14 protein-coding genes and 1 pseudogene are annotated in these 20,035 nt (G+C 70.2%); 10 read left to right on the forward strand and 5 right to left on the reverse strand.

The window, feature by feature from the left end; all coding sequences use genetic code 11:
* Positions 1–4 precede the first annotated feature (4 nt).
* From E2C06_RS21260 to E2C06_RS21270, 3 genes are all read right to left on the reverse strand, one after another.
* Positions 5–3,094, reverse strand: coding sequence for an efflux RND transporter permease subunit (locus tag E2C06_RS21260; protein WP_133290626.1), 3,090 nt, complete (start codon positions 3,092–3,094; stop codon positions 5–7).
* A complete protein-coding gene (locus tag E2C06_RS21265) occupies positions 3,091–4,212 on the reverse strand; it encodes an efflux RND transporter periplasmic adaptor subunit (protein ID WP_133290627.1) in 1,122 nt (373 codons plus the stop codon). Before E2C06_RS21265 ends, E2C06_RS21260 begins: the two co-directional genes overlap by 4 nt.
* An 83-nt stretch (positions 4,213–4,295) precedes the next feature.
* Positions 4,296–5,762, reverse strand: a complete 1,467-nt coding sequence (locus E2C06_RS21270; RefSeq protein WP_133290628.1) for an alpha/beta hydrolase — start codon at positions 5,760–5,762, stop codon at positions 4,296–4,298.
* Positions 5,763–5,893: 131 nt separating this feature from the next.
* Between E2C06_RS21270 and E2C06_RS21275 the strand changes: the two genes are divergently transcribed.
* A complete protein-coding gene (locus tag E2C06_RS21275) occupies positions 5,894–6,919 on the forward strand; it encodes an AI-2E family transporter (RefSeq protein ID WP_133290629.1) in 1,026 nt (341 codons plus the stop codon).
* Positions 6,920–7,957: 1,038 nt separating this feature from the next.
* On the opposite strand, the gene E2C06_RS21290 is transcribed toward E2C06_RS21275, so the two are convergent.
* Positions 7,958–9,229 carry an ROK family transcriptional regulator gene (locus E2C06_RS21290; RefSeq protein ID WP_133290630.1) on the reverse strand — a complete coding sequence of 424 codons (1,272 nt, stop codon included), beginning with the start codon at positions 9,227–9,229 and terminating at the stop codon, positions 7,958–7,960.
* Positions 9,230–9,490: 261 nt separating this feature from the next.
* On the opposite strand from E2C06_RS21290, the gene E2C06_RS21295 reads away from it, so the two are divergent.
* From E2C06_RS21295 to E2C06_RS21330, 8 genes are read left to right on the forward strand one after another with little or no spacing between them, the layout of a single operon-like run.
* Positions 9,491–10,972, forward strand: coding sequence for a mannitol dehydrogenase family protein (locus E2C06_RS21295; RefSeq protein ID WP_165982539.1), 1,482 nt, complete (start codon positions 9,491–9,493; stop codon positions 10,970–10,972).
* Between the two features lie 44 nt (positions 10,973–11,016).
* Entirely contained in the window at positions 11,017–12,339 is a 1,323-nt protein-coding gene (locus E2C06_RS21300) for an ABC transporter substrate-binding protein (RefSeq protein ID WP_133290632.1), read from the forward strand.
* 22 nt (positions 12,340–12,361) lie between these two features.
* On the forward strand, positions 12,362–13,276 hold the full coding sequence (locus E2C06_RS21305; protein ID WP_133290633.1) for a carbohydrate ABC transporter permease: 915 nt from the start codon (positions 12,362–12,364) through the stop codon (positions 13,274–13,276).
* 3 nt (positions 13,277–13,279) lie between these two features.
* Positions 13,280–14,101 carry a carbohydrate ABC transporter permease gene (locus E2C06_RS21310; protein ID WP_133290634.1) on the forward strand — a complete coding sequence of 274 codons (822 nt, stop codon included), beginning with the start codon at positions 13,280–13,282 and terminating at the stop codon, positions 14,099–14,101.
* A 10-nt stretch (positions 14,102–14,111) separates the two neighbouring features.
* Positions 14,112–15,209 (forward strand): ABC transporter ATP-binding protein, encoded by a 1,098-nt coding sequence (locus tag E2C06_RS21315; RefSeq protein WP_133290635.1) that lies wholly within the window; start codon positions 14,112–14,114, stop codon positions 15,207–15,209.
* A gap of 5 nt (positions 15,210–15,214) precedes the next feature.
* Complete coding sequence (locus E2C06_RS21320; RefSeq protein WP_133290636.1) at positions 15,215–16,162, forward strand: carbohydrate kinase family protein; 948 nt, start codon at positions 15,215–15,217, stop codon at positions 16,160–16,162.
* 21 nt (positions 16,163–16,183) lie between these two features.
* Positions 16,184–17,644, forward strand: coding sequence for a xylulokinase (gene xylB, locus E2C06_RS21325; protein ID WP_133290637.1), 1,461 nt, complete (start codon positions 16,184–16,186; stop codon positions 17,642–17,644).
* The gene (locus tag E2C06_RS21330; RefSeq protein WP_133290638.1) at positions 17,641–18,411 is read left to right on the forward strand and encodes an L-iditol 2-dehydrogenase; all 771 of its coding nucleotides are present in this window, start codon (positions 17,641–17,643) and stop codon (positions 18,409–18,411) included. The genes xylB and E2C06_RS21330 overlap by 4 nt, the downstream gene beginning before the upstream one ends.
* Before the next feature lie 19 nt (positions 18,412–18,430).
* Here the strand turns inward: E2C06_RS21330 and E2C06_RS40360 are convergent.
* Positions 18,431–18,808: pseudogene (locus tag E2C06_RS40360) on the reverse strand (transposase); the annotation flags it as partial.
* A 221-nt stretch (positions 18,809–19,029) separates the two neighbouring features.
* Between E2C06_RS40360 and E2C06_RS21340 the strand changes: the two are divergent.
* On the forward strand, positions 19,030–19,872 hold the full coding sequence (locus E2C06_RS21340; RefSeq protein ID WP_165982540.1) for an amidohydrolase family protein: 843 nt from the start codon (positions 19,030–19,032) through the stop codon (positions 19,870–19,872).
* Positions 19,873–20,035 lie beyond the last annotated feature (163 nt).

The raw sequence follows: 20,035 nt of genomic DNA on the forward strand, positions 1-20,035 counted from the left end.
CCGGCTAGTCGGCCCCGGCCCGCGCGCCGGCCGGCAGCGCCGCCTGCCGGGCCGGCGCGCGGGCGCCGTAGACGGTGGCGTAGAGCGTCGGCAGGAAGACCAGGGTCAGCAGCGTCGCCACCAGCAGCCCGCCCATGATGGCGAAGGCCATCGGCCCCCAGAAGACCGTCGGCGCGATCGGGATCATGCCGAGCACGGTGGAGAGCGCGGTCAGCATCAGCGGCCGGAAGCGCGAATTGCTGGCCGCCACCAGCGCGTCCCAGACCGTCATGCCCTCGGCCCGGTCGGCTTCGATCTGCACCAGCAGGATGACGCCGTTCTTGGCGATCATCCCGAGCAGCGCGAGGATGCCGAGGATGGCGACGAAGCCGAGCGGCTGGCGGAACAGCAGCAGCGCCGCCACCACGCCGATCAGCCCGAGCGGCAGGGTGGCGATCACCAGGGCGAGCCGGACGAAGCTCTGCAACTGCACCATCAGCGCGGTGAACATGATGACCAGCATCATCGGCACGACCGCGGCGACCGAGGCGCGCGAGGATGCGCTCTCCTCGGCGATGCCGCCGAGTTCGAGCCGGTAGCCCTTCGGCAGCGTTGCGGCGATGGCGGCCATGCCCGGCTCGAGGCGCGTGACCACTGCTTCCGGAAGCACGCCCGGCACCACGTCGGCGCGTACCGTCAGGGTCGGCACCCGGTCGCGCCGCCAGACCAGCGGGTATTCCTGTTCGTAGTCGAAGCTGGCGAAGGTGCCGAGCGCCACGGTGCGGCCGCCCGGCACCGGCACCTGCAGCCCGCGCAGCGTGTCGAGCGAGAGCCGCTGGTCGGCCGTCGCGCGGGCGACGACGTTGACCAGGTAGATGTCGTCGCGCAGCTGCGTCACCGTGGTGCCGGTCAGCGTCGCGTTGAGGAAGGCGGAGAGGCCGGCCGAGCTGAGGCCGAGGATGCGTGCCTGGTCCTGGTCGACGCGCACGCGCAGCTGACGGGCCGGCTCCATCCAGTCGAAGTTGGTGCCGCGCGCGCCGGGATCGGCGGCCATCACCTGGGCGACGCGGAAGGCGATGTCGCGCACCGTCTCCACCTCCGGCCCGGTGACGCGGTACTGCACCGGCCAGCCGACCGGCGGGCCGAGCTCGAGCGGGTAGACGCGGCCGGTCGCCTCGGGGAAGCGCTCGGCGAGCAGCGCCTCGAGCCGCGGCTGCAGCCGGGCCCGCGCCGGCAGGTCCTTCGCCACCACCACTGCCTGGGCGAAGAAGGGGTTGGGCAGCTGGGCGTTCAGCGGCAGGTAGAAGCGGATGGCGCCGCGCCCGACATAGGCGCTCCAGCTCTCGACATCGGCGTCCTTGGCGAGGATCGCGTCCAGCGCCTCGGTCGCGGCTTCGGAGGCATGGATCGAGGCGTTCTGCGGCAGGGCGAGATCGACCATCAGCTCGACCCGGTCGGAGGCCGGGAAGAATTGCTGCGGCACGAAGCGCACCGCCCAGACCGAGAGGGCGAAGATGCCGACCGTCAGCCCGATGGTGAGCCAGCGCGCCCGCATGGCGCCGACCAGCAGCGCGTTGAAGCCGCGCATCAGCCAGCCCTGCTTCGCCGGCCCCGCCTGCACCGGCCCCTGCGGCGGCTTCAGGATGGCGAGGCCGAGCACCGGCGCGAAGAGCACCGCGACGAACCAGGAGACCATCTGCGATATGGCGACCACCGCGAAGATGGCGAAGGTGTATTCGCCGGCGCTGCTGGCGGCGAAGCCGATGGGGACGAAGCCGGCGATGGTGATGACCGACCCGGTCAGCATCGGCGCCGCAAGCGTCGTATAGGCGAAGGTCGCCGATTGCTCCTTTGTGTCGCCCGCGGCCAGCCGGCGGATCATGGCGTCGATCGCGGTCATCGCGTCGTCCACCAGCAGGGCGAGCGAGATGATCAGCGCGCCGAGCGAGACGCGGTCGAGGTCGATGCCCCAGAGCGCCATCAGCGGGAAGCAGATGGCGAGGCTGAGCGGGATCGACAGCGCCACCACCGAGCCGGGCCGCACGCCAAGCGCGACGAAGCTGGCCACGAGGGTGATCAGGATCGCCTGCCAGAGCGATTCCATGAACTCGCCGACGGCATGGTCCACGGTGCGCGCCTGGTCGGCGACCAGCACCGGTTCGATGCCGATCGGCAGGTCGGCGACGATCGCCGCCATCTCCCGCCGGATGTTCCGGCCGAGCGTGAGGATGTCGCCGCCCTCCCGCATCGCCACCGCCAGCCCGATGGCGGGCTGGCCGTTGACCCGGAACAGCGGCTGCGGCGGGTCGGCGACGCCGCGGCGGACCTCGGCGATGTCGCCGAGCCGGATCAGGCGGCCATCGGCGACGAAGTTGACCGCCAGCACGTCTTCGGCGGTGGAGAAGGCGCCGGAGACGCGGACCGAGAGACGTTCGTTCCCGGTCTGTACCAGGCCGGCCGGCAGCACCAGGTTCTGCGCCTGCAGCGCCTGGATCAGCGCCGGGTAGTTCAGCCCGAGCCCGGCCAGCCGCTCGGGCGAGAATTCGATGAAGATCACCTCGTCCTGCGCGCCGAGGATCTCGACCTTCGAGACGTCGGGCACCTGCAGCAGGCGGGAGCGCACCTGCTCGACCTCGTCGCGCAGCTCGCGGTGGGTGAAGCCGTCCGCGGTGAAGCCGTAGATCGTGCCGAAGGTGTCGCCGAAATCGTCGTCGAAGCCGGGGCCGACCACGCCCTGCGGCAGGGTGTGGCGCATGTCGCCGACGCGCTTGCGCACCTGGTACCACATCTCCGGCACATCGGCCGGCCTGGTCGAGCCCTTGAGGTCGACGAAGATCGTCGTCTGGCCCGGCACCGTGTAGCTGCGCAGCGTGTCGAGGTTCGGCACCTCCTGCAGCGTGCGCTCCAGCCGTTCGGTCACCTGCAGCAGCATCTCCTCGGTCGAGGCGCCGGGCCAGCCGGCCTGCACGACCATGGTGCGGAAGGTGAAGGCAGGGTCCTCGTTGCGGCCGAGCCGCAGGAAGGTGAGGGTGCCGGCCAGCACCGCGAGGATCATGAAGTAGACGGTCACCGACTTCCGGCTGACCGCGGCGGCCGAAAGGTTGGGGCCGATCATCGCGCCGCGCTCACGCTGCCCAGCAGCCGGACTTTCTGCCCCGGGCGCAGCGCCTGCACGCCCGCGGTCACCACGGTTTCGCCGGTCTCGAGCCCCTGGGCGATCAGCACGCGGGCCGGGTCGAAGCGCAGCACCTCGACCGGCCGCAGCGCCACGGTTTGGGTCGCCGGGTCCACCACCCAGACCGCCGGCTGCTGCTGGGCACGGGTCAGCGCCGAGGCCGGGACCTCGATCGCCGTGCCGCCGCCGATCTCCATCCGTCCGGTGACGGTGGAGCCGAGCCGCATGGCCGGCGGCGGGGCATCGAGCCCGACCCAGACGCGGAAGGTGCCGGTGGCCGGGTCGGCGCGCGGCGAGACTTCCCGCACCCGCCCCGTGGCGCGCACCGTCGGGTCCATGGTCAGCGCGACCTCGATCACCGGGTCGGCCGGGGCCTGATCCTTCATGCTGGGCGGCACGTCGAAGACCGCGTCACGGCCTTCTTCCCGCGCGATCTGCACGATCATGCGGCCGGGCTGCACGACCTCCCCCGGCTCGGCGCCGCGGGCGGTGACGGTGCCGCCGGCATCGGCGTGCAGCTCGGTATAGCCGAGGCGATTCTCGGCGATGTTCGCCTGCGCCTGGGCCGCGTCCAGCGCGGATTCGGCGCTGCGCAGCGTTTGCGTCGCCTGGTCGTAGCGCACGCGCGTGGTGAAGCCGGTCTGCAGCAATTCGCGCTGCCGCTGGTAGTTGTTGCGCGCCTCGGTCAGCTGGGCGCGGGTGGCGGAAAGCTGGGCGCGGGCGGCGCGGAGCGAATTCTCCTCGTTCTGCCGATCCAGCCGGGCGACGACCTGGCCGGCGCTGACCCGGTCGCCGACATTGACCAGGCGTTCGACCATGCGGCCATCGATGCGGAAGGCCAGGTTGACTTCGGTTTCCGCCGCCACGGTACCGGTGATCGAGACGCTGTCGCCGCCGCTGCGCGGCGCGACAGTCACGATCCGCACGGGCCTGATCTCGGGCGCCGGCGGAGGCGCGTTGTCGTCGCAGGCGGAGAGCAGCAGCAGGACGCCGAGGCAGGCCCGCAGGCGCAGTATGGTCCGGCATGCGGCGTGCAGCGAGGCCGTCAGGGGACGCATGGTGATCTCCGTTACCGCGGCGACAGAGTACCCGAAGCAACCGCGCAACAAAATGATTTTGCTACAACCGTGAAACGCCAACGCTAGCGGCCGGCGGCAGTGATCGTTTGTTCGATGCGGTCCATCAAGTATGAGTAGAAAGGGTTCGAGCTGACCCGCACCAAACTGTCGAGATCGAGCACCAGCACGCCTCGTTCGCCGCGCGGCGCCACGGCGCCGAGCCGCATGCCGAAATCCTCCTCCGGTGCCGGGTCGGGCCGGGCGCCATAGAGCCCATCGGACACCGGGAAGGGCAGCGCGACATGCGACAGCGAATAGAGCTCATGCGGCCAGTCGATGCCGAGCGGCGCGATCGCTTCCGCCGTGCCGCCCGCGGCGACGGCGCGCGCCACCACCGCGTCCTGGTCCGGGTCCGCATTGCCGACCACGACCGCGGCGTAGCGGCGCGGCGCCGGCGGCAGCAGCCGATCGGCCAGCGCGGCGGCGGCCGGGCTCAGCAGCGGGCCGAGCTTGGCATTGCGGTTGATGTCGAACAGCACGATCTCGCTGCCGTTCGCCGGCAACTGCGAATAAAGCGCGCTGAGCACGGCCGGCGTGCTGACGGTGGCATCCGCCACCGACTGGAAGGTGAGGACCGGCGGCAGCGCCTGCAACCGCCCGGCCGCGCCCATGCTGCGAAGCTGCGCCTGCAGCGCGCTGGTCAGCCGCCAGGACTGCCGCGCCCCGTTCACCGGGAAGGAGTTGTACTTGAACGGGTTGAACTCCGGCAGGATCGCCAGCCAGGCGGTCTTGGCGAAGGCCGGCAGCATTGCCGGCAGCGCCGCCAGCCCGGCGAAGCGCGCGAAGGCGGTGACGCCGATCATCGGCGAGATCAGCACCAGCTGGTCGGCCCGCGACAGGCGCGAATCCTCGATCGCATCGAGCGCGTATTTCATCGCCAGCGCGCCGCCGTTGGAATAGCCGACGATGTGCAGCGGCAGGTCGGGACCGATCCGCCCCCGCGCCTCCCGCACCGTCAGCCGCGTCGCCGCCAGCCAATCCTCCCAGCCGATCTTCGTCAGGCCAGCTGGCACGGTGCCATGGCCGGGCAGGCGGATGCCGTAGGCGACGAAGCCCAACTGCCGGTAGCGTTCAGCGATGTGGCGCTGGCTGTAGGGTGCGTCGGTCAGGCCGTGCAGGAAGACCACCGCGCCGCGCGGCGTGCCGTCTGGCAGCAGCAGGAAACTGCGGTTCCAGTCCTGCACGAAGCGGTCGGCATGCATCGGGCTGCCGGCGAAGTAGCGGTTGGCGGCGACCTGGTCCTCAGGCTCCAGCCTGTCCGTCACCTCGCGGCGCACCGTCTCGAAGGCGGTCTTCTCGACCTCGAGGTAGCGCGTCCAATCGGCGGCATCGAGCGCCGCGACCGGAAGCTCGTCCGGCACCACCAGGTGCCAGGGGCGCAGCGGCGGCGCGCTCGACACGTCCCAGATGCGCAGGCCGAGCAGCGCGGCGAGCAGCACGGCCAGCAGGATGCCGCCGCGGCGGAGCAGGCGTCTCGTGCGGTACAGCATGCGCCTCGTGTCCTGCAGTCTGACTTACGCTTCCGTAATGCCATTCCCGACGTTGCGCCAGCCATGCGATGATGCCGTCCGCCGCAGCGGCTGCATCAGCCTCGGCCGATCGGTGCAAGGGGATGCGTGGGATGGCGGGCGATGGCGGCGGCCGGTTGGCCTTGGGGATCTGCGCGACCATCCTGCTTGCCGGCGCCGTCAGCCTGGCGGAGCCCGTGCTGGCGCCGGTGGCCTTCGCGCTGCTGGTCGTCGCGCTGGCCTGGCCGGTGCAGCGCGGGCTGCTGCAGGCGCGGGTGCCGGCGATCCTGGCGCTGCTGGTGACGGTGGGCGTCACGCTGGTGGTGCTGGTGGGGCTGGCGTTGGCCGCGGGCTGGGGCTTCGGCCGCGTCGCGCGTTGGGTCATCGCCAATGCCGGGGCCTTGCAGGTGCTCTACCTGCAGCAGCTGGAGTGGCTGGAAGCGCGCGGCATCGCGGCGGCGGGACTGGTCGAGTTCGACAGCCGCTGGCTGGTGCGGATCGCCCAGGCGGTGCTGGGGCAGCTGCAGGGTGTGGTCGGCTTCCTCGGCGTCACGCTCGTCTTCGTCATCCTTGGCCTGCTGGAAGCCGGCGTCGCGGCGCGGCAACTGGCACGCATCGGGCGGGACAGGCCGGGTGCCGCCCGCCTTCTGCGGGGCTGCATAGAAACGGCGTCAAAGCTGCGCACCTACATGCGGGTACGGACGATCATGAGCATCGCGACCGGCATCGCGGTCTGGGCCTTCGCCCGCGCCATGGGACTGGAGCTGGCGCTGGAATGGGGCGTGATCGCCTTCGTGCTGAACTACATTCCGTTCATAGGCTCGCTGCTGGCGACGCTGTTTCCGACGATCTTCGCGGTTCTGCAATTCGGTACGTGGCAATCGGCGGTCTTCGTCTTCCTGGCGCTGCAGGGCATCCAGTTCCTCTCGGGCAGCACGATCGAGCCGCGGCTGGCCGGGGCGCGGCTGGCCATGTCGCCCTTCCTGGTGCTGGTCGCGGTCTTCCTCGGCGCCTTCCTCTGGGGCATCCCCGGCGCCTTCATCGGCGTGCCGGCATTGATCGCCGGGCTGACCTTGTGCGAGCAATCTCCCCGCAGCCGCTGGGTCGCGCAGCTGCTGTCCGGCAAGAACCCAGGCTAGGTTTGTGGACAGTTGCCTGAGCCAGAGGACGGTTGCGGCGAGGGTTGATGATGACGAGGTAGTTCGCGCGGTCCCTTCGTGCCGTGTGGCGACGCGGCGGAACTCCTTGAGCCTGGAGAAGCAGCACTCGACGAGGTGGCGTTCGTTGTATGGCGCCTTCTTGAAGGGATGCCTGATGGCGCGGGACGGGTTGTTGGCAATGACCGCGACCGTGCCAGCCGCGACGATGACCTGGCGGAAGGCGTCCAAGTCGTATGCTGCATCGGCCGGCACCGCCTCGGGCTCGTCCTCGCCGAGCGGGGCGAGCGCTTGTCGGGCACCGCCGCGCTGGCCCGCGGTCAGGATGATCCGCGCGGGGCAGCCAAGGCCGCGGACGACAAATGCCTGACGCAGGACGTTCCGACCTGCGCAATTGAACTCGGTGGAGCGGGTCTGCCTCTACCCGCGCGAGCGCTTTCTCTCGCTCCGGCTCTTTGACGATCCCGACGGCATCTTCGAGGGTTGCTGCGGCGCCTTGAACCGCTTCGTCGCAGAGCCAGGCCGCATCGCATCCCTGACCGATCACCCCTATTTGCGCTTGGTCAGGACTTCATGAGCCGTCGCGCCGGGACGCTGTAGGCGCCGCGGCTGCGGCGCGGCATTCCGAGACGGCCTTGCTCGTGCTGCCACGCGCGAAGCGGTGCCAGGCGAAGCCGCGGAGACCGCGCCAACGCAGCGCGATGCGCAGCTGCGGTGCATCACCGAGCGCGGTCGCAAGGGCCGGCAGCGGCCTCGGGGTATGGCTGACGCGCTCTCCTGCAGTCCGATATGCGGCGCTCGGAGCGTGCCGTCAGTGACGGGCCACGCTTCCGGACAGACGGGCAGCAAGTGGCCATCGTCGCCGACGCGCTGAACCGCGTGCTCAACCAGGGCAGCCCGAACTACATCCGCATCGCCAGGTCCCAAACGCGGCTAGGGCTCAGTGCATCCATGCCGCCGGCCCGGCAAGAGAGTGAAGCCACATCCAAACCGCCACATGCGACACGGCGCCTGTGAACACTAGGAAGCCCGCAGCACCTCCGGCCGCGTCGGGCTTGCCTTGAACAGCACCTCCCGGTCCCGTGCGAAACTGGCCAGCAGGGGAAGGGAGGCAGCACCGATGGCGCGCGCGTCCCGGCCGATGGACCCTTCCACCACCTCGAAGCCTGACAGTCCCTGGCGGTCCAGCGCCTCCATCTGCTGCGCGACGCGCGCGACGAGCCGACTCCGCACCTCCCGCGGGAAGGCGCCCTCGATCACCACCGCTTCGAAATCCACCACTGCGTTGGCCGCGACCACCGCCTGGGCCAGGCCCGTCGCCGCCTCATCCAACCATGCGTCGAGCGGCTCGCCGAAGCCACGCCACTCGTCGGGCGAGAGCCAGATGGCCGAAGCGTCGTGGCCGGCGGCCAGCAGGTGGCGTTCCAGCGCATAGAGCGAGGCGGTGTGGAGCAGCTGCCTTGGCGCGCCACCGCCGGGCGCGGCAACCGGCATGGACCCGATCGCCCCGGCATTGCCGGTGCGGCCGGGAAAGAGCTGTCCGTCCAGCACCAGGCCACCGCCGATGAAGGCGCCGAGATAGACGTAGAGGAAGTCGCGCCGGCCGCGGCTCTGCCTGCCGAAGGACAGCTCGGCCGCGCAGGCGGCGGTCGCGTCGTTGAACACGTGCACCGGCAGCGGCGCCACCTGCGCCGCCAGCACCTCCGCGACATCGAGATGCCGCCAAGCCTCCAGGGCACCGGCCGGGATGCCTAGCTCCTCCTCCCAGCTCCAGAGGTCAAAGGGAATGGCGACGCCGAGACCGGCGAGACGCGCTCGCTCGGCCGGCGTCATCCCGTCCAGGATCGCGCCCAGCGTGTCGCGCGCGAAGCCCAGCACCCGCCCCGCGTCCGGCACCGCATAGGTGCTGCGCTGCCGGGCGCGGAGGCCGGCGACGAAGTCCATCAGCACCACATCCGCGCTGCGCCGGCCGATGACGAGTCCGAGCGCGAAGGCTCCGTCAGCATTGAGCCGAAAGGGGACGGCCGGCTGGCCGATTCGGCCGCGCCGCGGCTCGCCGGGCAGGACGAAGCGCTCCTGCTCCAGCCGGTTGACGATGGTCGTGGTGGTCTGCGGCGAGAGACCGGTGAGCCGCGCGATCTCGATCTTCGAGAGGCTGCCGTGGCGGCGGAGAAGCGAAAGGACCAGCCGCTCGTTGTACAGCCGGACGCCGGCTTGGCTGGTGCCACGGCTGAGGGTCGAGGCCGCGGGCGCGCCGGGCTCGTCCGGGATGAGGTCGCCACCCTGAGTCATGATCCTGTCACCGGCCGGTCCGGGCCTGCGGGCAGTCTAGGCCGCCCGCGACCGACCCGACAACGATTTAATCCTTCCGGTGGATTTATTTATTGACTCGCTCCGGGCAGCAGGCATCATGCTCGGCAAGCCGGTCCGACGAACCGGCGGGGCGGAAACGCCCGGGAGAGGACGTGCCATGTACCGCTTCGCCGCGGCCCCATCACTCCGTTCCGCATGCCGTGGTGCGCACGCGTCCCGCCGCACCCCGAAGTCGCTCCCATGCCCGCCGTCACGCTGAACCGGCAGGTCCTGGCCGGGCTTTCCTCCGCGGTCCACGTGCCGCGCTATGACCTGGGCGCGGTCAGGCCGGGGGTCGTCCATCTCGGCCTGGGCAATTTCCACCGCGCCCACATGGCGCGCTACACGCATGACCTGATGGCGCGCCGGTCCGACGCGCTGCGCTGGGGCATCCTCGGCGCCGGCCTGCTGCCCGGCGACCGCCGGATGCAGGAGGCGCTGGCGCCGCAGGACGGGCTCTACACGCTGGTGGAGCGCAGCGGTGCGGCGGAGGAGGTTACCGTCATCGGCGCGCTGGCCGGCGTGATCTTTGCCGGCGATGCATCGGCCGAGCTGCTGCGCGCCATCGACGACCCGGCCATCCGCATCGTCAGCCTGACGGTGACCGAGCACGGCTATTGCCTCGACCGCGCGACCAAGCAGCTGGACGCCGACCACCCCGCGATCCGCCACGACCTGGCGGACCCCGAGGCGCCGCGCAGCGCCATCGGCATCCTGGTGGAGACCTACCGCCGCCGGCGCGATGCCGGGCTGCCCGCCTTCACCGCGCTCACCTGCGACAACATCCAGCACAACGGCGACGTGCTGCGCGACGCCGTGCTCGACCTCGCGGAGCGGCGCGACCCGGCGTTGGCCGACTGGATCCGCGCCGAGGCTGCCTTCCCCAATACCATGGTGGACCGCATCACGCCGGTCACGCGCGAGGCGCAGGCGGCCGAACTGCGCGCCCGCTACGGCATCGAGGACCGCTGGCCGGTATTCGCCGAGAGCTTCCGGCAATGGGTGATCGAGGACCGCTTCGTCGCCGGGCGCCCGGAATGGGAGGAGGTAGGCGCCCAGTTCGTCGCCGACGTCGCGCCCTACGAGTTCATGAAGCTGCGGCTGTTGAACGGCAGCCACCTCGCCGTCGCGGCCCTGGGCCGGCTGGCCGGATACCATACGATCGACCAGAGCATGGCCGATCCCGCCATCCGCGCCCTGATGGTGGCGCTGATGGACCGCGAGACCGGACCGACCCTGCCGCAGGTCCCGGGCATCGATATCGCGCTCTACAAGCGCACGCTGGTCGAACGCTTCGCAAATACCGCCATCGAGGACACGGTGGAGCGGGTGAACACCGATGCGCCGGTGAACGTGCTGGTGGACCCGCTGCGCGACCGGCTGCGCGCGGACGGTGGGATCGGGTTGCTCGCCCTGGCTTTGGCCGCCTGGTTCCGCCGCATCCGCGGCGAGGACGAGGAGGGCAGGCCGATCGAGATCCGCCACCCGCTGGCCGCGACGCTGCGCGAGCGGGCGGTGGCGGGCGGCCCCGACCCGGCGCCGCTGCTGGCGGTGCGGCCGCTGTTCGGCGAGCTGGGCGAGGATCCGCGGCTGCGGCAGGCGGTCGGGCGCTGGCTCGCCTCGCTCTATGCCGTGGGCTGTCGGGAGACGCTGCGCCGCGCGCGGCAGGAAGAAGGCTTTTGATGCGCCGGCCCTCAGGCGGTCGGCACCGAAGGGGAGAATAAGGAATGCGTCCCAGGCATCGTCTCGCGGCGGTTCTTGCCGCCTTCGTCGCCGCCTGCTGGCCGGGCAGCCAAGCCTTGGCCCAGGCGACCGTCACCATCGCCACGGTGAACAACGGCGACATGGTGGTGATGCAGCGGCTGTCGAGCCGATTCGAGCAGCAGAACCCCGACGTGAAGCTGCGCTGGGTGGTGCTGGAGGAGAACGTCCTCCGCCAGCGCCTGACCACCGACATCTCCACCAAGGCCGGCCAGTTCGACATCCTGACGATCGGCAATTACGAGGTGCCGATCTGGGCCAAGCAGGGCTGGCTGGCGCCCTTCGACAACCTGCCGGCGAGCTACGACGTCAACGACATCCTCGCCCCCGTGCGCACCGGCATCAGCCACCAGGACAAGCTCTACGCGCTGCCCTTCTACGCCGAGAGCGCGATGACCTACTACCGCACGGACCTGCTGCAGAAGGCCGGCATCACCATGCCGGCCGAGCCGACCTATGCGCAGATCCGCGACATCGCGGCGAAGATCACCGACAAGTCCAGCCAGACCTACGGGCTGTGCCTGCGCGGCAAGCCGGGCTGGGGCGAGAACATGGCCTTCGTCACGCCGCTCGCGACGGCCTTCGGCGGCCAGTGGTTCGACGCGCAGTGGAAGCCGCAGCTCGACACCCCGGCATGGCGCAACGCGGTGACCTGGTACAGCACCGGGCTGCGGGAATACGGCCCGCCCGGTGCGACCTCCAACGGCTTCAACGAGAACCTCGCGCTCTTCGCCGGCGGCCGTTGCGGCATCTGGATCGACGCCAGCGTCGCCGCCGGCCTGCTGTATGACACCAAGCAGTCGCAGGTGGCGGACAAGGTGGGCTTCGCGCCCATGCCGACCGGCGAATTCACCGGCGGCCCGACCTGGCTCTGGAGCTGGAACCTGGCCATCCCCGCGACGTCGAAGCAGCAGGAGGCCGCGCGGAAGTTCGTCCTCTGGGCGACGTCGAAGGACTACATCCGGCTGGTCGCGCAGGAGAATGGCTGGGTGGCGGTGCCCCCGGGCACGCGGCAATCCACCTATGACAGCCCGGACTACCAGAAGGTCGCCCCCTTCGCCTCCTTCGTGCAGAAGGCGATCATGAGCGCCAACCCGAGCGCGCAGACCCGCAACCCGCGTCCTTATACCGGCGCGCAATTCGTGGCGATCCCGGAATTCCAGGGGCTGGGTACGCAGGTCGGGCAGACCATCGCCTCGACGCTGACTGGCACGCCGGTGGAGCAGGCGCTGCGGACTGCCCAATCCGCGACCGAGCGGACCATGCGCCAGGCGGGCTATCCGAAATAGGCGGCGCGGGAAGGGGATCGGCATGTCCTTCACCACCCTCGACCAGGGCGCCGAAGTCACGGCGGCGCCGCCCGGGGCCCGGCGCCGCAGCGCCTTCCCGCTGCTCGCGCCCTCGGTCAGCGTGCTGCTCCTGTGGATGATCGTGCCGCTGGCGATGACGCTGTGGTTCTCCTTCCAGCGCTACAACCTGCTGAACCCGGAGGTCTCGGGCTTTGCAGGCCTCGAGAACTACGAATTCCTGGTCACCGACCCGGATTTCTGGGCCTCGCTCACCAACACGCTGATCCTGGTGGGCTCGGTGCTGGTCATCACCGTCGGGTTCGGCACGCTGCTGGCGGTGCTGTTCGACCAACCCTTTCCAGGGCAAGGCGTCGCCCGGGTGCTCGCCATCTCGCCCTTCTTCGTTATGCCGACGGTCAGCGCGCTGGTGTGGAAGAACCTGATGATGCACCCGATCTACGGGGTGCTCGGGTCGCTCGCGCGCGCGGTCGGGATGGAGCCGGTCGATTGGTTCGCCGAATATCCGCTGCTGGCCGTCATCGTTATCGTCGCTTGGCAGTGGCTGCCCTTCGCCCTGCTGATCCTGCTGACCGCGGTGCAGTCCCTCGACCACGAGCAGAAGGAGGCGGCGCGGATGGACGGTGCCGGCCCGGTCGCGCAGTTCGTCTTCATCACCCTGCCGCATCTCGGGCGCGCCATCAGCGTCGTGGTGATGATCGAGACCATCTTCCTGCTGACGGTTTTCGCCGAGATCTTCGTCACCACCTCGGGCGGCCCGGGCAATGCCACGACCAACCTCGCCTTCCTGATCTATGCGCGCGCCCTGCTGCAATTCGATGTCGGCGGCGGCTCGGCCGGCGGGGTGGTGGCGATCCTGCTCGCCAACGTCGTCGCCTTCTTCCTGGTGCGCTCCATTGCCCGGCGGCTGGAGGTCTAGGCCATGCGCTCGTCCCGAAGGCAGATGCTGCTGGCCACGGTGCTCGGCTGGGGCGCGGCGCTGCTGCTGTTCTTCCCCATCTTCTGGATGGTGCTGACCAGCTTCAAGTCCGAGATAGCCGCCATCGCCACCCCGCCGCAGTTCCTCTTCGCGCCGACGCTTGAGAGCTATGCCGAGGTGCAGGAGCGGGCGGACTACCTGCATTTTGCGCTCAACAGTGTCCTGATCTCGGTCGGCGGCACGTTGCTCGCGCTCGCCTTCGCCATCCCGGCTGCCTATGCCATGGCCTTCCATCCGACGGCGCGCACGCGCTCGACGCTGCTCTGGATGCTGTCGACCAAGATGCTGCCGCCGGTCGGCGTGCTGGTGCCGATCTATCTGCTGTTCCGCAGCCTCGGCATCCTGGATACGCGAAGCGGTCTAGTGGTGATCTATGCGCTGATGAACCTGCCCATCGTGGTCTGGATGCTCTTCACCTTCTTCAAGGAGGTGCCGGGCGAGATCCTGGAGGCCGGGCGGATGGACGGGGCCCGCACCGGGTCGGAGTTCTGGCACCTGCTGCTGCCGCTCTCGGTTCCCGGCATCGCCTCCACCGCGCTGCTCTCGCTCATCCTCTGTTGGAACGAGGCCTTCTGGAGCCTGAACCTGACGACCTCGGAGGCGGCGCCGCTGACCACCTTCATCGCCTCCTTCTCCTCGCCGCAGGGGTTGTTCTTCGCCAAGCTCTCCGCCGCCTCCACCATCGCCGTCGCGCCCATCCTGGTCTTCGGCTGGCTCAGCCAGCGCCAGCTGGTCCGCGGCCTGACCTTCGGCGCCGTGAAATAGGGAGACCGCCATGGCCACGCTCCAGCTCCGCAACCTCCGCAAGAGCTACCTGGCGCACGAGGTCATCAAGGGCGTCGACCTCGAGGTGGCGGACCGCGAGTTCGTCGTCTTCGTCGGCCCCTCAGGCTGCGGCAAGTCCACGCTGCTGCGCATGATCGCGGGGCTGGAGGAGATCACCTCAGGCGACCTGCTGATCGACGGCCAGCGGGTGAACGAGGTGGGGCCGGCCGACCGCGGCCTGGCCATGGTGTTCCAGTCCTATGCGCTTTATCCGCACATGACGGTGCGGGACAACATGGGCTTCGCGCTGCGCATGGCCGGCGTGCCGAAGCCGGAACGGGCGCGGAAGGTGGCCGAGGCGGCGCGCATCCTGCAGCTCGAACCTTATCTCGACCGCCGGCCGAAGGAACTCTCGGGCGGCCAGCGCCAGCGCGTTGCGATAGGCCGCGCCATCGTCCGCAACCCGCGCATCTTCCTGTTCGACGAGCCGCTCTCGAACCTCGACGCCGCGCTGCGCGGCCAGATGCGCATCGAACTGGCGCGGCTGCACGAGGACCTGCAGGCCACCATGATCTACGTCACCCACGACCAGGTCGAGGCGATGACGCTGGCCGACAAGATCGTGGTGCTGCAGGCCGGCCGCGTGGAGCAGGTCGGCTCGCCGCTCGAGCTCTACCACCACCCCGCCAACCTCTTCGTCGCCGGCTTCATCGGCTCGCCGCGCATGAACCTCCTCGAGGCGCGCGTGCTCGGCGCCGACGGCGCGGGCGTGATGCTGGAAGCAGCCGGCGCACGGCTGACCGTGCCCGCCGGCGGCGCGTCGCGGCCGGGGGCGGCGGTCACGCTCGGCATCCGGCCCGAGGCGCTGCGGCCCGACCCGGCCGGCGCCTTCGCCGGCGAGGTACGGCTGGTGGAACGGCTCGGCGGCCTGACCCTGCTGCACGTGACACTGGTGGGCGGGGAGGCGGTGGTCGTGCAGATCGAGGGGAGCGATCCGACGCCGGCGCATGCGCCCGTCCGCCTCGGCGTCGAGGGCGCCGCCTGCCATGTCTTCGATGCGGAGGGGCAGGCCTTGCCGGCGCTGGGGCGGCACCCGTTGGCGGCCTGACGCGCATGATCCTGGTCTGCGGCGAGGCGCTGATCGATCTTTTCGTGCAGGGACCGTCCGATGGCGCGACGCTGCCCGCCGTCGCCGCGGCTGGCGGTTCGCCCTTCAACCTCGCGGTCGGGCTGGCACGGCTCGGCATGCCGTCCGGCTTCCTCGGCGGCCTCTCGCGCGACGGCTTTGGCGACTTTCTCGCGGCCCGCCTCGCGGCGGAAGGCGTGGACACCGGCTTCGTTCGGCGCAGCGGCCGGCCGACGCCGCTTGTCGTCGTCTCGCCCGGTGCGGAGGGCCACCCACACTACACCTTCCACGCCGAGGGCTGCGCCGACCGCGACCTGACGGCGGCGGACCTGCCCTCCGCCCTGGGGCCAGGCACCGAGGCACTCGCCATCGGCTCCTACGTCCTGGCGGTGGAGCCGGTCAGCAGCGCCCTGCTGACCTTGGCCGAGCGCGAGGGACCGCGGCGCGTGGTCAGCCTCGATCCCAATCTCCGCCCGATGCTGGTCGGCGGAATCGACCGCTGGCGCGCGCGCTTCGACCGCTTCCTCCGCACGGCCGCCATCGTGAAGCTGAGCGAGGAGGACCTGCACGCCGCCTATGGCATGGGCGCCGACCCGGCGGAGCATGCCGCGCGCTGGCAGGCGGCGGGCGTCGGCCTCGTGGTGCTGACACGCGGCGCGGCCGGTGCGACCGCCTTCCATGCCTGCGGTCGGTTCGACGAACCGGGGCGCGCCGTGCCGGTGGTGGACACGGTCGGCGCCGGCGACACCTTCCACGCGGCGCTGCTGGCCCGATTGCGCCATCACGGGCGGCTGACGCGGGAGGGCGTCGCAACCATCGATTCCGGCACGCTGCGGGACGTGCTGCGCTACGCCGCCGTCGCAGCGTCCATCACCTGCACCCGCCGCGGCGCCGATCTGCCGCGGGCGGCTGAGGTGGCGGCGGCGCTCGGCTGAGCACGGGACGGGGAGGCGCAAATGTTCCTGGGCTTCGACCTCGGCACCTCCTCCGTCAAGGCGATTCTGGTGGATGGCGACCAGCGCGTCCTGGCCGAGGCCTCCGCGCCGCTCGACCTTCTCCGCCCGCAGCCCGGCTGGAGCGAGCAGGACCCGGAGGCGTGGTGGCGGGCGGTGCTGGCCTGCACCGCGGCGCTGCGCGCGGCGAAGCCGGCGGAATGGGCGGCGGTGCGGGGCATCGGCCTGTCCGGTCAGATGCACGGCGCGGTACTGCTCGACGCCACTGGGGCCGTGCTGAGACCCTGCATCCTCTGGAACGACACCCGCAGCACGGCGGAATGCCGCGCGCTGGAGGCCGCGGTGCCGGAACTGCAAGGCATCGCCGGCAACCTCGCCATGCCGGGCTTCACCGCGCCGAAGCTGCTCTGGGTGCGGCGGCACGAGCCCGACCTCTTTGCCCGCACGCGGCGGGTGCTGCTGCCCAAGGCCTGGGTCGCACAGCGCATGACCGGCGATGCCGTGGAGGAGATGTCGGATGCGTCCGGCACGCTCTGGTTGGATGTCGGCCGGCGCGACTGGTCGGACCGGCTGCTGGACGCGACGGGCCTGACCCGCGCCGCCATGCCGTGGCTGGCGGAAGGCAGCGCGCCGGCGGCCCGGATGCGCGCCGCGCTGGCGGCCGAGTGGGGCTTCGCCGCGCCGCCGCTGCTGGCGGGCGGCGCCGGTGACAACGCCGCGGGGGCGGTCGGGCTCGGCGCCATCCACGCCGGTGACGCCTTCGTATCGCTCGGCACCTCAGGCGTTGTCTTCGCCACGACCGATGCCTTCCGCCCCTGGCCAAGGGACGCGGTGCATGCCTTCTGCCATGCCTTGCCGGCGACCTGGCACCAGATGGGCGTCACGCTGTCCGCGGCGGCGTCCCTCGCTTGGTGGGCCGGTGTCGCGGGGCAGGCGGAAGCGGCGCTGCTGGCGGAGATGCCGCCGCCGCGCGCGCCGAGCCCGGCGCTGTTCCTGCCCTACCTGTCGGGCGAGCGGACGCCGCACAACAACGCCGTCATCCGCGGCGCTTTCGCTAATCTCTCGGCGGAGGCGGAGCGCCCGGCGCTGACCCAGGCAGTGCTGGAAGGCGTCGCCTTTTCGCTGCGGGACTGCCTTGACGCGCTGGCCGCCTCCGGCACCGCGCCGCGGCAGGCGACCGTCATCGGCGGCGGGTCGCGGTCGCGCGCCTGGGTGGCAATCCTTGCCGCCGCTCTCGGCATCCCGCTGCATCGGCCTGCTGCCGGCGAGTTCGGCGGCGCCTTCGGCGCGGCCCGGCTGGCGCGGCTGGCGGTGACCGGTGAAGCGGCGGAGTCCGTCTGCACGCCGCCGAGGCGGACGGAGACGGTCGAGCCCGATCCCGATCTTGCCGCCGCCTATGCCGCGCGGCTGCCGCACTGGCGCGCGCTGTACGGCGCCCTGTCACCGCTGGAGACCACCGCATGATGCTCGCCGGCAAGTCCGCCCTGATCACCGGCGCGGCGCGCGGCATCGGCCGCGCGATCGCCGAACGTTACCTGCGGGAAGGCGCGCGGGTGATGATCGCCGACCTGAACGAGGAGGGCGCGCGGGCGACCGCTGCGGCGATCGGCGAGGGTGCAGTTGGGATGCATATGGACGTCACCCGGCAGGACTCCATCGACGCCGCCGTCACCGCCACGGCGGCGGTTTTCGGCCGGCTCGACATCCTGGTGAACAATGCCGGGATCTTCGACTTGGCGCCGATCGTTGAGATCACGCGCGAGAGCTACCGCCGCGTCTTCGCGGTGAACGTGGAAGGCCTGCTCTTCACCCTGCAGGCCGCGGCTCGGCAGATGATTACGCAGGGCCAGGGCGGCAAGATCATCAACTTCGCCTCCCAGGCGGGCCGGCGGGGCGAGCCGCTGGTGGCCGTTTACTGCGCGTCGAAGGCGGCGGTGATCAGCCTGACGCAGAGCGCCGGCCTCGACCTCATCCGGCACGGCATCAACGTGAACGCCATCGCGCCTGGCGTGGTGGACAACGAGCACTGGGACGACGTGGACGCCCGCTTTGCCCGGTACGAGAACCTGCCGGCCGGTGAGAAGAAGCGGCGGGTCGGCGCGGCGGTGCCTTTCGGCCGGATGGCCCGGCCCGACGAGATCGGTGGCCTCGCCGCCTTCCTGGCCAGCGCCGATGCGGACTATGTCGTCGCGCAGACCTATAACATCGATGGCGGCAACTGGATGAGCTGACGCGGGATTGCAGAATCGAGCCGGTCGAGCCCCCGGTCTGGCGTAGCGCGAAGCGGAACACGGCCCGCAGCGTCAGGGCCGTGGCAGTCGCCGGGGTCGAGTACGAGGGCTGACTGCCCCGACCGATACGCGGCTCGGCCCTCCAGGCCTTCACCGCCTCTGGCATGAAGCAGGCCGTCAGCCTGCCGCGGGCTCGCAGGCCGGCGTCGTACTTGGCCCAGGTGGTCACCCGGTGCTCCTGCTTCGGGATGCGGTGGTGCCGGGCGGCATTCACTTTGAACAGCAGAAGGGATGCCCGTGCGGGGTGAAGCGGCCTCGCCCTATCCGACGTCACCCGGACGGGCGACCCATGCAACGAGGCGACGGGGAGCAAGTGGAGCCGCGCCGGCCAGGGCATCGAGTCACCGAAGTCGCTGCAGCCCGCGGCCTTCTGGTGGTCGGGCACCAATGCGCCGAGCCACCCTCCTTGTTGACCTGAGCATCCTGATTAAGGTGAGCGCCGCAGCATCCGACGATAGCCCGGCGCGCTGCCGCTTTCGAAGATCGCCATCAGACGGTCCCTCTGGACACAAGGTATCGGTGATCGCCAAGCTCACCTGGCCAAAAGGAGCCGTCCCAATGACGATCATCGACTCACAGGTTCATGCTTATGAGGCGAACACGCCCAAGCGGCCCTGGCATACCGTGCCGAACTGGCCCGACCACGTCACCGGTGACGAGATGGTGGCAGCGATGGACAAGGTCGGCGTTGACGGCGCGATCTTTATCTCTTCGTTTTCCATGTACCGTTATGACGCCAGCTATGCGGTGGATGTGCAGCGGACCCATCCAGATCGCCTAGCCATCGTCAAACCAGTCGATCCGGACGACCAGGCGGTGGCTGATGTCATCGCTGAATGGAAGAATACGCCGGGCGCTGTCGGGGTTCGCATCATGGTGCCCAAGGAGTCTGGGCGCGAGGCAAACGATCCTGGCCTCGATCGGATACTGCGTGCGGCCGTCCGGCACGATTTTCCGGTTAACATCCTGTGCTGGGGCAATCTGGATACGGGTGCTGCAATCATCGATCGTCATCCCGAAACGCGCTTCATCATCGACCATCTAGGCATCCTGCAGCCACGCGTGCCGCCCGCTTCGGCGAATTCCTGGGCTGATCTTCCCAAGGTGCTGGATCTCGCCAAGCGCCCGAATGCAGTGATCAAGGTCAGCGGCGCATGCACGCTGTCACGTGAGCCGTATCCGTTTCCGGACATCTGGGGCCCGCTCGCCCGTGTGTTCGACGCCTGGGGCTTCGACCGCTGCTTGTGGGGTACGGACTGGACGCGCGCCTTCGCTGTTGTCAACTACGAGCAAGCGGTCGGACCTTTCCTAAAGGCAAGCCAGCTCAGCGATACTGAGCGGGCAATGCTCATGGGCGGCGCCTGCGCGAAGGCATACGGTTGGTCGCCGAACAAAGCATGATTCGAACCGTCAGGGCTGGTGTGGCGGACGCCTGTTCTGCTGAGACAAGCGCAACCTGGAGCAGCGTCCCTGCATATAGGCCATCGTGGCCGGCGGCTTCTTCGCCCACCTATTACTATGGAAGCTCGTGTCGGAAGCCGCGCTGACCTGGGTAGCCTCATTG

The sequence above is a fragment of the Dankookia rubra genome, from assembly GCF_004355005.1.
GTDB classification, from domain to species: Bacteria; Pseudomonadota; Alphaproteobacteria; order Acetobacterales; family Acetobacteraceae; genus Paracraurococcus; species Paracraurococcus ruber_A.

Bases quoted from the DNA above. Each gene is read 5' to 3' on its own strand.
- E2C06_RS21260 (WP_133290626.1), bottom strand. From the start codon at position 3,094: ATGATCGGCCCCAACCTTTCGGCCGCCGCGGTCAGCCGGAAGTCGGTG.
- E2C06_RS21265 (WP_133290627.1), bottom strand. From the start codon at position 4,212: ATGCGTCCCCTGACGGCCTCGCTGCACGCCGCATGCCGGACCATACTG.
- E2C06_RS21270 (WP_133290628.1), bottom strand. From the start codon at position 5,762: ATGCTGTACCGCACGAGACGCCTGCTCCGCCGCGGCGGCATCCTGCTG.
- E2C06_RS21275 (WP_133290629.1), top strand. From the start codon at position 5,894: ATGGCGGGCGATGGCGGCGGCCGGTTGGCCTTGGGGATCTGCGCGACC.
- E2C06_RS21290 (WP_133290630.1), bottom strand. From the start codon at position 9,229: ATGACTCAGGGTGGCGACCTCATCCCGGACGAGCCCGGCGCGCCCGCG.
- E2C06_RS21295 (WP_165982539.1), top strand. From the start codon at position 9,491: ATGCCCGCCGTCACGCTGAACCGGCAGGTCCTGGCCGGGCTTTCCTCC.
- E2C06_RS21300 (WP_133290632.1), top strand. From the start codon at position 11,017: ATGCGTCCCAGGCATCGTCTCGCGGCGGTTCTTGCCGCCTTCGTCGCC.
- E2C06_RS21305 (WP_133290633.1), top strand. From the start codon at position 12,362: ATGTCCTTCACCACCCTCGACCAGGGCGCCGAAGTCACGGCGGCGCCG.
- E2C06_RS21310 (WP_133290634.1), top strand. From the start codon at position 13,280: ATGCGCTCGTCCCGAAGGCAGATGCTGCTGGCCACGGTGCTCGGCTGG.
- E2C06_RS21315 (WP_133290635.1), top strand. From the start codon at position 14,112: ATGGCCACGCTCCAGCTCCGCAACCTCCGCAAGAGCTACCTGGCGCAC.
- E2C06_RS21320 (WP_133290636.1), top strand. From the start codon at position 15,215: ATGATCCTGGTCTGCGGCGAGGCGCTGATCGATCTTTTCGTGCAGGGA.
- xylB (WP_133290637.1), top strand. From the start codon at position 16,184: ATGTTCCTGGGCTTCGACCTCGGCACCTCCTCCGTCAAGGCGATTCTG.
- E2C06_RS21330 (WP_133290638.1), top strand. From the start codon at position 17,641: ATGATGCTCGCCGGCAAGTCCGCCCTGATCACCGGCGCGGCGCGCGGC.
- E2C06_RS21340 (WP_165982540.1), top strand. From the start codon at position 19,030: ATGACGATCATCGACTCACAGGTTCATGCTTATGAGGCGAACACGCCC.